This is a genomic window from Bradyrhizobium sp. HKCCYLS3070 (genome assembly GCF_051167575.1).
GTDB lineage: Bacteria > Pseudomonadota > Alphaproteobacteria > Rhizobiales > Xanthobacteraceae > Bradyrhizobium.
On the sequence record NZ_JBNPTI010000020.1, the window covers coordinates 57,020 to 68,993 of the forward strand.

The window sequence follows — 11,974 nt, forward strand, 5'->3', positions numbered from 1 at the left end:
TTCGGCTTCAGGTCCGAAGGCCGAACCGATTTCGTCTCCCAGCGCTCTTCCTTCAGCTCTTCCATGCCGGATCCCATGCGCAGCTACCTCGATTTCGAAAAGCCCGTTGCCGAGCTCGATTCCAAGGTCGATGAACTCCGGGCGATGGCCGCCTCCGGCACCGACATCGGCGAGGAGGTCAGCCGGATCGAGGAGAAGGCCGGCCAGGCGCTGGCCGAGCTCTACGCCAATCTGACGCCCTGGCAGAAGACGATGGTCGCGCGCCACCCGCAGCGGCCGCATTTCACCGATTTCGTCAGCGGGCTGATCACCGAGTTCACGCCGCTGGCCGGTGACCGCAAGTTCGGCGAGGACGCCGCCTTGCTCGGCGGCTTCGGCCGCTTCCGCGGCGAGCCGATCTGCGTGATGGGCCAGGAAAAGGGCGCCACCACCGAGTCCCGCCTCAAGCACAATTTCGGCATGGCCCGCCCGGAAGGCTACCGCAAGGCGGTCCGCCTGATGGAGATGGCCGAACGCTTCGGCATCCCGGTGCTGTCGCTGGTCGATTCCGCCGGCGCCTATCCCGGCATCGGCGCCGAGGAGCGCGGCCAGGCCGAGGCCATCGCCCGCTCGACCGACGCCTGCCTGGCGCTCGGCGTCCCCAACATCGCGATCATCACCGGCGAGGGCATGTCGGGCGGCGCCATCGCGCTGACCACCGCCAACCGGGTGCTGATGCTGGAGCACGCGATCTACAGCGTGATCTCGCCGGAGGCCGCCTCCTCGATCCTGTGGCGCGACGGCACCAAGGCGCAGGAAGCCGCCAACAGCATGAAGATCACCGCCCAGGACATGCTGCGTTTCGGCGTGGTCGACACCATCCTCAAGGAGCCGGTCGGCGGCGCCCACCGCGATCCCGCGGCGATGATCGCCGCCACCGGCGAGGCCATCGCCTTGGCGCTCGACGAGCTGAAGGGCCTCGACGCCGACGCCATCCGCAAACAGCGCCGGCAGAAGTTCATCGAGATCGGCCGCAAGCTCGGCTGATCGGGCCGGAGCCGAGCTCCCGGCGCTCGCGGTTTTGTGAGTCTTTCCAGCCGTTTGGCCGCATTTCGGCCCCGCCGGCGGGGTCTGCTGTTTAGGAGTTGTTGACCAAAGCGGCCGGGGCCTTTCGGCATCACCGGAGCGCGGGTTGCGAGGCTTGGGGTCAAAGGCTACAATTTTAATCAATGGTTTGACGGCATGACGCAGGGTCGACCCGTGATTTATCCAGCTTTCGGGCCGATCGCGTGAGATGAGACTGGGGTGTTGCGGCATGCCGGGTTTGCGGGGAGCTTTGCTTTGATCAACCGCGCTTTCGTCCGGGTTCTGATGACCTCGGCGGTGTTGGCCGCCGGCGCGCTGCTGACGGGTTGCAACAGCGATCAGGTCGCGCTCGCCACCAACGCCAAGGCCAACCAGCCGGTGCCGCCGAAGCTCGTCGCGACGATGGGCGAGAAGGACATGGATCTGCAGTCGCCGATCCTGGTCCGCGTGTTCAAGCAGGAAGCCGAGCTCGAGGTCTGGAAGCAGGACCGCTCGGGCAAGTTCGCGCTGCTCAAGACCTATCCGATCTGCCGCTGGTCCGGCGATCTCGGACCGAAGGTGCGCGAGGGCGACCGCCAGGCGCCGGAGGGCTTCTACTCGATCAATCCGAGCCAGATGAACCCGCAATCGGCCTACTATCTGTCCTTCAACACCGGCTATCCGAACGCGTTCGACAAGGCGCTCGGCCGCACCGGCTCGCAGCTGATGGTGCATGGCGACTGCTCCTCGCGCGGCTGCTTCGCGATGACCGACGAGCAGATCGCCGAGATCTATGCGCTCGGGCGCGAGTCCTTCTTCGGCGGCCAGCGCGCCTTCCAGTTCCAGGCCTATCCGTTCCGGATGACGCCGGTGAACATGGCCAGGCACCGCAACAATCCGAACATGCCGTTCTGGCGCATGATCAAGGAAGGCTACGACCATTTCGAGGTCACCCGGCAGGAGCCGAAGGTCGACTTCTGCGAGAAGAAGTACGTCTTCGACGCCCAGAAGCCGCCGGGCGCGACGCATGATCCGGTGTTCGACGCCTCCGCCAAGTGCCCGGCCTACGTCGTGCCCGACGAGATCACCGCCGCCGTGCGCGACAAGCAGCAGGCGGACGAGGCGGAATATGCCAAGCTCGTCGCCAAGGGCACGCCGGTCGCCAAGCTCAACACCGGCATCGATGGCGGCATGAACCCCATCTTCGCCAGCCGTGTGCCAGGGGCCTCCACCGGCCTGTCCGACGCCGGCGAAGCGCCGGGCCTGTCGCTCGCCAATTTCACGCCGGCGCCAGGCACGATCCCCGGTCATGTCAACCCGCCGCGCGCGCCCGGCGCCGACGAGGTCGCCGCGATGCCGGCCGGTGCGGCTCCGGCTCCCGCAGTGGCGCCCTCCACCCGGGTGGCGGCCGTCAGTGCGCCGGAGAAGCCGAGCTTCATGTCGAGCCTCGCCCGCAAGGTCGGGATCGGCGGCAATGCCGCGGCCGACACCAAGGCTGCGACCGCGAAGCCCGAGAGCAAGACCGCGGAGGCCAGGCCCTCGGAGATCAAGCCCGCCGAGATCAAGCCTGCGCCCAAGCCGGTCGCGGCGAAGCCCGCCGAGACCCGGCAGGCCGCCGCGCGGCCGCCGTTCAAGCCCGCCGCCGGCGACGCGCCCGCCACCACGGCCTCGGCCCCCGCGCAGACCCAGACCGCGCTGGTCTCCGGCGCCGTGCCAGTGCTGCAGTCGAACTCGTTCGACAGCCGGTTCGCAGGATTCAAATAGCAAGCCGTCCATCGAGCGCCGCTTTTTTTGCGAGACACCGAGTCCGCCGGACGCTAGCCGCGCGCTCGGGTGCCACCCTCCCCTGGAGGGGGAGGGTGGCACCGCGTTTGTGGTGCCGTCGTGGTCAGCAATCTCAAACTGCATTTGGGGACGCGCGTCATTGTCCTCGCGACGCTCTTCGCGTCCGAGTGATGCATCGATCTCACCCTCTTCCGAAGCGAGGGTGCAGGGAAGGCCGGACCTCGACTGAGGCCCGTGGCCCGCCTGCGAAAAAATGCAGGCGGCAGGTACCACAGGTCCAGCCGGACGATCCGGCCCTCCCTGCGCGATAGTTTTAACGGCTGCTTCGCGATCTCCCTGGGGACCGGGCTGTCTTGCCCCCATCACCGGCGAGATGCGCGGGGCATCATCAGCCGGCTTGACCTCAGCATCGGGAGGTCAGGACCACGCGACTTGACCGTGCGAGCCGATGTTGTTCGTCCGCGCGAATGATCACGCTGCAAACCGGCCCGCCCATCACGTCCCGCACTCCACGCTTCGTGACGACCGCGCAGCGCCCCTCGTCGATGAGGCGGGACGGACGGAATAGATCACGAAATTCCGAAATTTGGAAGCGGCATATTTTTGCTGATGGGACTGGACAGCCCAAATCAGCTTGAACGCGCGGGCAAATTCAGTTTTTCCGCGCAGCGCGTTTCTCATCGCTGCGAGGCATGGACCCGCCCGCCGCACGCGGGATGCAGGACCGAATCGCCCGACGGGCAGAGGCGCCAGCGTCGGCGCCCAAGCCTTCATGGCCGGGCCGGCCGGTTGACGGCTGGAATATCATGTCATATTAAAAGTTACATGAGACCCAACAGCCAGTTGTCCGGCATCCTGCACGTCCTGCTCCACATGGCGGAGCACGACGGTCCGGTCACGTCCGAGGCCCTCGCAGCGATGATGCAGACCAATCCGGTCGTGATCCGGAGAATCATGGCGGGCCTCCGGGACAGCGGCTATGTGCGCTCCGAGAAAGGCCATGGCGGCGGCTGGACGCTCGCCTGCGATCTGGCGACCGTCACCCTGCGCGACGTCTACGATTCACTCGGGCGTCCATCGCTGTTCGCCATCGGCCATCGGAGCGAGACTCCCGACTGCCTCGTCGAGCAGGCGGTCAATGCGGCGCTCGACACCTCCATCCGGGCCGCCGAGACCTTGCTGCTGTCCCGTCTCGGCGCCATCACGCTGGCGGCGCTGAGCGCTGATTTCCACGACCGCCTCGAACGACGCAAGCGACCTCGCAAAGGAGACATTTGTCATGCCGGCTGACATTGCCGACGGCGCTCAGCAGTTCATCCGCGCGTTTTCCGATCCCGAATTCGTCGCGCGCTACACGGATGGTCCACGGCGCTTCGTGCCCGGTCTCGACGGGCTGCACCGGATGACGGCGGTCCTGCTGGCCGAGCGGGCGCCCGAACATGCGAGGGTGCTCGTGCTGGGCGCGGGCGGCGGGCTCGAGCTCACCGCGTTGGCGGAAGCGCAACCATCGTGGACCTTCGTCGGCGTCGATCCGGCGCCGCAGATGCTGCGACTCGCCGAACGCACGCTCGGCGCGCGGACGAGCCGGGTCGAACTGATCGAGGGCACCATCGACGATGCGCCGGCCGGCCCGTTCGACGCGGCGACATGCCTGCTGACGCTGCATTTTCTGCCAGCACCGGAACGGTTGCGGACAGTCCGCGCCGTGCACGACCGGCTCCACCCTGGAGCGCCTTTCGTGGTGGCCCATAGCTGCCTGCCCAACGAGCCCGTCGAGAGGTCGCTGTGGCTGAATCGGTACGCGGCCTATGCCGTTGCGTCCGGCACAGACCCCGAGCAGGCCAGGACGATGCGCGCGACCGTCGATGCCAGCGTCAACATGCTGAGCCCAGCGGAGGATGAAGCCATCCTGCGTGACGGCGGCTTTCGCGATGCCCGTCCATTCTTCACAGCGCTGACCTGGCATGGCTGGATCGGCCACGCCTGAACCGCCGCTGAGCATCACCGATGCCCCCTGAACGAACGCGATCAGGGCCTGCTAATTAGTTGCCCGGCCTGCGCCGGCATCCACGCATGTCCCTCCCCGCGGCCCCCGAAGAGGTGGATGACGCGGCTTGCGGACAGGCTTCGCGCCGGAGCCGTGCCACGTCTCAGCCTGCGTGATGTCGCGCACGGAGCGCCGGGACGCGATCTGCGACAAACGGCGCGTCACCCGAGGCGAGGTGACGCAACCGAGAGGAGCAGGTCATGAGCTTTTGGGATGATATCGGAGATGCCGTCAGTTCCGCCGTGGACGACGTGAAGGACGTCGCGAAGGATGTGGCGGGTGCGGTCGGCGGTGCGGCGGGCGCCGTGGTCGATACGGTCGAGCACGTCGCCGGCGATGCGGCCCATGCCGTGGGCAGCGTGGTGCATGGCATCGGCGCGCTCGGCGGCGAGGCCATCCATACCGTGGGCGGCGTACTCGGCGCGATCGGGCACGGTGCCGAGGCTATCGGCGGCGGCCTGCTTCACACCGTAGGCGACGTCGCGTCGACCGTGGTCCATGTCGGCGGCGACGTCCTCCATACCGGGATCAACGTCGCCGGCGACGTGGCGTCCGGGGTCGGCCACCTGGTACATGGCGACATCGACGGCGTCATCAACGACGTCAAGCATATCGGCGGCGACATCGTCGACGGCGGGCTCAAGGTCGGTGGCGACGTGGCGCATGGCGCCCTCGACGTCGCCGGCGACCTCGCACACACCGCGGTCGGCCTCGGCGAGGCCGGGCTGGAGGCGGCCGGCGCAGTCGGCCACGGCGCGCTCGGCATGGCCGGCACCATCGTCGGAACGGCCGGCGAGGTCGGCATGGACGCGCTCGACGCTGCAGGCGCCGTGGTGAAGGGCGGCTTCGACGCCGGCGTAGCGGTGGCCGACGGCGCCATCGGCGTGGTCACCGACACGGCGTCGGCGGCGGGCCACCTGATCGGCGGACCGATCGGCGAGGCGATCTCCGGCATCGCCCACGGCGCCGATGCGGTCGGCACCGGCATCGTCGATGGCGTCGGCCATTTCGTCGGTGAGGGTCTCAACGGGCTGGCACAGACCGCCGGCGAGTTGAGCCACTCTCTGGGGCAGCAGCTCGACGCGATCGGCCACGACCTTGGCTCGCTGGTCAACGACCTCAGCCATGGCGATCTCGGCGCCGTGATCAGTGACGTGTTCAAGCTGGCCCAGGACGGCCTGCGCAGCGACGGCAGCATCCAGATCGCTCATGCGGGACAGGACGGCGGCAGCCATGGCGGGTTCTGGGACTCGATCGCGCAGGCGATCCATCAGTCCAGCGACAACGTCCAGGGCGGCCAGGGCCCCGGCCCCGGCTTCCCCGGCCCGTTGCACGGCGAGGGCTCGTCGCACAACCCGATCATCGTCGACAATTTCGGCGACCATGGCCATGCGGGCAACACCGGCATCGTACCGCCGAATTTCGACCACGCGCCGGTGGCCGTGCACGACGCGCCGCACGCCGACTACAGCCACATCGTCCAGATGGACGACGCGCATCACTTCGCGATGCATGGCTGAGGCACCGCCGCTCGGCCGGCAAGCATCCCGCCGTGATCGTCACGGCGGGATGTCGCGTCAGGATCGATCGGCGTCGTGCTGGACGATGGCCGGCGGTGCACCGGTCGCCTGCGCGCGATCTCGCGGCAGGGGATCGTTCATCGCCGAGAGCGCGCATAGCGCCAGCGAGCCCCACACGGCGGCGCTGAAATACAGCGACATCCAGGCGATCTCTTCCTTCCAGTGCTCGAACTCGTGGGTGACGGTCCAACGCGTGGCGGAGTCGCGCAGACCGGCGAGCGGATGCAGGAGTGGCGTGCCGGCGGCGCGCTCGATGCGCCAGCGCTTCACATACATCGGGACGTCGATCACGACCAGGAAGGCGAGATAGCAGGCGATGCCGACGAGGCCCGCGATCAGGAGGCCGCGCACCAAGCCGTCGAACTCCGGCAGCAGCCGGCCGAGGCCGATGCCGACGAACAGGAAGGCCACCGCCCACAGCGAGTTCTCGATCGCGTTGTAGAGGAAATTCCGGGTGACGACGGCGTACCAGGAACAGATCTCGGCGACGACGATCAGCGGCACGATGATGCGGGCCATGTTGACCGCGGTCTCGGCATCGGCGATCGCGCCGAGCTGCGCGAGGATGATGGCCCACTGCGCCGCGAAGGCGATCTCGGCGATGGTCGCGACGGTGCGGCCGATGAACACGCTCGACAGCCAGCTGTCGACCAGGCAGATGCGCTGCACGTCGGCGCGCGGCAGCACCGAGCGGAAGGCGCAGCCGAACACATAGGCCGCCGACAGCGCCAGCATCGAACTGGTCTGGGACGCCTGACCCGACGAACTGCTGCCGCCGTTGAGCTGGCGGTACAGGATGAACCAGAACACGATGTTGGCGAGGCTGACGAGCGTCAGCATCGCCCACCACAGGGCGACCGGGTTCGACAGGGCTCGCGACTGCGCACGCATCCGGGCACTCCAAATTTCATGTGAACGACATCGGATCGTATTAATTCCGTCATGGAGCGGCAACCCATTCCGGCCACGGAGGATCGCAAAAGGCCGTGTGCCGGCGAGCCCTGCGGCCTGCACTGGGAGTTTCGTCACGATGTCCCGAGTTCCCTGCAGCGGGGCGGCCCTTGCGCCTCGATGGTCGGATTCCAAACCCCTTGCATGGATCGGCACGGGCGGAGGTGCTGCCCGCGTTGACGCTTCGCTAACCGCGAATCGCGCGTGCCAAAACCGGTCCCGCCGCGGACCGTAGCTCGGCTGAGCGAGGGTACATTGCCGATGTTGACGATCCTGTCCTGCCTGCCCGCCGATCATGATCTGCGCTACGTCGCCGCCGCACTGCTCGTCTGCGTGCTCGGCTCGATTCTGTCCATGCGGCTGCTCGCGCGGGTCCGTCGCAACGCCGGCCTCCGCCGCTTCCATCTGCTGTTTCTGGCCGGCCTCGTGGCCGGTGGCACGGTCTGGACCACGCACTTCGCCGCGGTCCTCGGCTACGACACGCCAGGATACCGCTCGTTCGAGCCGGCGATGACCTTCGCCTCGCTCGGACTGGCGGTGGCCTTTGCGTGGCTCGGCTTCTTCATCACGACACGCACCCAGCGCGGCCCGCTGATCGAGGCCGGCGGCGCGGTGTTCGGCTTCGGCATCGCCGCCATGCATTACAGCGGCATGAGCGCGCTCAAGCTCGACGGCGTGCTGACCTGGAACGTGCCGATGGTTTGGCTCTCGATCGCGCTCGCGATGGGCTTCGGTGCCGTCGCGGCGAACCGCATCGCGCGTCCCGTCACCCGCTTCTGCAAATATGGCAGCTCGCTCGCGATGGTGCTTGCGATCCTGAGCCTGCACTTCACCGGCATGCTCGCGTTGACCCTGGCCCCCATGGCGGCCAGCAGCGCGCCGGTGCAGTCGCTGTCGGACAGCCTGATGCTGGTCACGGTCGTCACCGGCATCGGCCTGATCATGGCGATGGCCGCCTCGGCCTACATGATCGACATGCAGGCGACGCAGGAAGCGGTCGAAGGCTATCGGCAATTGGCGCTGCAGGACCCGCTGACCGGCCTGCCGAACCGCAGCGGCCTCGGCCAGCGGCTCGCGCCGCTGCTGACCGAGGGCGACGAGACCGCGCATCTGGCGGTGCTCGCGATCGACCTCGATCGCTTCAAGGACGTCAACGACGCGCACGGCCATGCCGCGGGCGATGCGGTGCTGACGGTGATCGCACAGCGTATTGCATCGACGCTGCAGCCGGGCGAGTTCCTGGCGCGAATCGGCGGCGACGAGTTCGTCGCCGTCAAGAGCGAGATCTTCGCGCGCACCGAGGCGGCGAAGTTCGCCGAGCGGATGCGCGCGCTGGTGCTGGCGCCCGTCGAGTGGGAGGAGCGCAGCCTCTCGGTCGGCTGCAGCATCGGCATCGCGCTGCATCCCGACCACGGGCTGACCTCGGACGAGCTTCTTACCCGCGCCGATCTCGCGATGTACCGCGCCAAGAGTCTCGGCCAGGGCAAGATCTGCACCTATGAGCCGTCGATGGACGAGGCCAGCCGGCGCCGCGCCGAGCTCGCGATCGACCTCAAGCGCGCGCTGGTGCGCAACGAGTTCGAGCTGCACTACCAGGTGCAGAACGACACGCAGAGCGGCGGCATCGTCGGCTTCGAGGCGCTGCTGCGGTGGAACCATCCGGTGAAGGGCCGCGTGCCGCCGAACGATTTCATTCCGATGGCCGAACAAACGGGGCTGATCGTCGACATCGGCGACTGGGTGCTGCGCACCGCCTGCGCCACCGCCGCGACCTGGAGCCAGCCGTTCAAGGTCGCCGTCAACGTCGCGCCGATGCAGCTCAACCACGACCTGCCGAAGCGTGTCGCCGAGGTGCTGCGCGAGACTGGATTGGCGCCGGAGCGGCTGGAGATCGAGCTGACCGAGACCGGTATCATCGCCGACCGCCAGCACGCGCTGCAGGTGATGCAGGCCTTGAAGGCGATCGGCGTCACCGTGGCGATGGACGATTTCGGCACCGGCTATTCGTCGCTGTCGACCCTGCAGGTGTTTCCATTCGACAAGATCAAGGTCGACAAGAGCTTCATCCAGTCGGTCGAGACCAGCGTGCACGCCGCGGCCATCGTCAAGGCGACCCTGCTGCTCGGGCGCAGCCTCAACATTCCCGTGCTCGCCGAAGGCGTCGAGACCGAACAGCATCTCGCCTTCCTGCGCGAGGAAGGCTGCAGCAGCGTACAGGGCTTCCTGTTCGGCAAGCCGATGCCGCAGGAGGCGATCAGCCGGATGATTCGTGAGGTCGGAGGTACGCCGGCGGCTGCCGTCGGCGTGCATGCCAAGAAGGCTGCGGCCGCGTGACGGCAGATCTTGTCATCGTGATTGCCTTGCGGCTGAACTGAACAGGCGGCCGCGAATGTGACGGCTCACCCTCCCCTGGAGGGGGAGGGTCGATCGCACGCGAAGCGGGCGAGCGGGGTGGGGTGATGTCTCCACGCGCCGGCTCCAGAGGAGAGATCACCCCACCCCGCCTCACGCGCCGCTTCGCGCCCCGTGAGGCGACCCTCCCCTCCAGGGGAGGGTGACCGCGGCACGCAGCCCGGCCAAGCTCGGCGCAGCGTTACTCAGAACGTTCGGATGATCTTGAAGTCGAGCCCGTCGGCCGCGGCGAGATGCATCGCCATGCCGGCGCGGCCCTGCCGGATCGTCACCTCGCCGCGCGCGCCGGAATAGACGATGTTGCGGCCGGCGGCAGCGAGCGGTCGCAGGGACAGCGAGCCGGCGCGCTCGGCGGCCGCCTTGAGAAAGCGCAGGCCCTCGTAGTTCGACTGGCCGACCGATCCGACCGGCGGCGCATCGGCGCCGAACATCGCGGTGTAGCGGCTCATGAACGCGTCATTGGCCTTGGAGCCGATGCAACTGAAATAGCCGGAGGCCGAATACAGGTTCTCGGTGTTGTCGGCGCCGATGCCGAGCAGCACCGTTTCGTCCACCGCGCCGGCGAGACGCAGGGTGGTCGCGGCGAGGCCCGACTCGCCGAAGGCGCGATTGAAGGTAATGCTGTCGGTGCCGATCAGCGAGATCAGCACGACGTCGGGCCTGGCGGCGCGGATCCGCGCCAGATGCGCCTCGTGGTCATCCTCGCCCACCGGCACGAACTCCTCGCCGACCACCTGGCCGCCGGCCTCGGTGATGAAGGTCTTGGTCTGGAGGTGCGACTGCCACGGCCAGACATAGTCGCTGCCGATCAGATACCAGCGCCGGGCGCGCTTGTTCTCCGCCAGCCAGTGGATGGCGGGGCGCGTCTGGCTGTGCGGCGTCTCGCCGATCGCCATCACGCCGGGCGTGCGCTCGCCGCCTTCATAGACCGGCGTATACACATACGGGATGCGCCCGCGGGTGAGCCGGCGCAGCGCCAGCCTCACCGCGCTGATATGCGAGCCCATGACCACGTCGATGTCGTCGAATTCGAGCGCGTCCCTCGCGCGCTCGGCCACCTCGTCCGCCGGCCCGCCGGAATCGTAGAACGACAACTCGATCTCGCGCCCGAGAATGCCACCGTGGCGGTTGATGTCGGACACCGCGAGCAGCGCGCTGTTGGTCGCGGCCGGCCCCCAGATGCCGGGTGACCCGGAGAAGGTGAGGAAGTTGCCGATGCGCAGCCTGTTCTGGGAGCCGCGCCGCTGGATACGGTCAGGATCGAAGGGGGCGAGTGCAGGAAGGCCGGCCCGCCGGGGCGGGCTCCTGAACAGCAGGGATGGCGGCAGACGGAGACGCCCGGCCGTGACAGATCCTGTCGAGAGCACACCCACTCCTTGGCCGCAACCGTGCCTGGCCCATTGTGGGCCGGCGGTCATACGCCGTCAAAATCAGCACGCGTTCGGCAAATATCCTATTCGAAAATGTTGAATGTTCAAGAATTGGGATGCATATAGATCGGGCAGCTACTGCCGGACATTCATTCAAGTCGGGACCGCAAGCGAAGTTCACCGTGGCCAAACCGCCCCATCCCAACAGCCCCCTCACCGAACATCTCGCCTACCTGCTCGCGCAGGCCAACCGGGAGATCAACCGGCAGCTGGAGTCGCGCCTGAGCACCGAGGGCGTGCCCGTCGAGCAGTGGCGCATCCTCAAGGTGCTCTCCGACGGCGAGGGGCACTCGATGGGCGATCTCGCCGACGCGGTCCTGCTGAACCACCCGACCCTGACCAAGATGATCGACCGCATGGTCTCCGACTCGCTGGTCTACCGCCGCCAGGACGCCCACGACCGGCGCAAGGTGCTGATGTTCATCAGCGATCATGGCAAGGCGCTATGCAAGCGGCTGAACTCGCTGGCCGCCAGCCAGGAGGCGCACATCCTGGAGAACTACGGCGACAAGGCCACCGGCGAGCTGAAGCGGCTCTTGGAAAATCTGATCGACGCGGCGAGCTGAGGCACGCTGCGCGGCCGACATCAGGGCTAAGCTCTATCCTCCCGTCATTGCGAGCGCAGTGTTCAGCCCGGGGACATAGCTGACACCTGTTCGGGGACATAGTTGACAGTTTTGGGGTCGCGCAGATCAATCGCTGCGATCTGATGTGCGGCAAAGAAA

General features: G+C 67.5%; 9 protein-coding genes. 7 read left to right on the forward strand and 2 right to left on the reverse strand.

Annotation, left to right across the window (positions count from 1 at the left end; genetic code table 11):
- Positions 1-63 precede the first annotated feature (63 nt).
- The 5 genes from ACQR03_RS32075 (at position 64) to ACQR03_RS32095 (ending at position 6,396) form a co-directional block, all read left to right on the forward strand.
- Positions 64-1,026 (forward strand): acetyl-CoA carboxylase carboxyltransferase subunit alpha, encoded by a 963-nt coding sequence (locus ACQR03_RS32075; protein WP_434842305.1) that lies wholly within the window; start codon positions 64-66, stop codon positions 1,024-1,026.
- Positions 1,027-1,320: 294 nt separating this feature from the next.
- Entirely contained in the window at positions 1,321-2,808 is a 1,488-nt protein-coding gene (locus ACQR03_RS32080) for a L,D-transpeptidase family protein (RefSeq protein WP_316170984.1), read from the forward strand.
- An 846-nt stretch (positions 2,809-3,654) separates the two neighbouring features.
- Positions 3,655-4,119 (forward strand): Rrf2 family transcriptional regulator, encoded by a 465-nt coding sequence (locus tag ACQR03_RS32085; protein ID WP_315735202.1) that lies wholly within the window; start codon positions 3,655-3,657, stop codon positions 4,117-4,119.
- Entirely contained in the window at positions 4,109-4,816 is a 708-nt protein-coding gene (locus ACQR03_RS32090) for a class I SAM-dependent methyltransferase (protein ID WP_316170985.1), read from the forward strand. Before ACQR03_RS32085 ends, ACQR03_RS32090 begins: the two co-directional genes overlap by 11 nt.
- 260 nt (positions 4,817-5,076) lie before the next feature.
- Positions 5,077-6,396, forward strand: coding sequence for a hypothetical protein (locus ACQR03_RS32095; protein WP_434842304.1), 1,320 nt, complete (start codon positions 5,077-5,079; stop codon positions 6,394-6,396).
- Between the two features lie 57 nt (positions 6,397-6,453).
- On the opposite strand, the gene ACQR03_RS32100 is transcribed toward ACQR03_RS32095, so the two are convergent.
- Complete coding sequence (locus tag ACQR03_RS32100; protein WP_315715215.1) at positions 6,454-7,347, reverse strand: hypothetical protein; 894 nt, start codon at positions 7,345-7,347, stop codon at positions 6,454-6,456.
- 321 nt (positions 7,348-7,668) lie between these two features.
- Here ACQR03_RS32100 and ACQR03_RS32105 point away from each other — a divergent pair, with 321 nt between their 5' ends.
- The gene (locus ACQR03_RS32105; RefSeq protein WP_316226084.1) at positions 7,669-9,741 is read left to right on the forward strand and encodes a putative bifunctional diguanylate cyclase/phosphodiesterase; all 2,073 of its coding nucleotides are present in this window, start codon (positions 7,669-7,671) and stop codon (positions 9,739-9,741) included.
- A 263-nt stretch (positions 9,742-10,004) separates the two neighbouring features.
- Here ACQR03_RS32105 and ACQR03_RS32110 read toward each other — a convergent pair whose 3' ends face one another.
- Positions 10,005-11,186 (reverse strand): substrate-binding domain-containing protein, encoded by a 1,182-nt coding sequence (locus ACQR03_RS32110; RefSeq protein WP_315825529.1) that lies wholly within the window; start codon positions 11,184-11,186, stop codon positions 10,005-10,007.
- A 185-nt stretch (positions 11,187-11,371) separates the two neighbouring features.
- On the opposite strand from ACQR03_RS32110, the gene ACQR03_RS32115 reads away from it, so the two are divergent.
- Entirely contained in the window at positions 11,372-11,815 is a 444-nt protein-coding gene (locus tag ACQR03_RS32115; RefSeq protein WP_315715212.1) for a MarR family winged helix-turn-helix transcriptional regulator, read from the forward strand.
- The last annotated feature ends 159 nt before the right edge of the window (positions 11,816-11,974 follow it).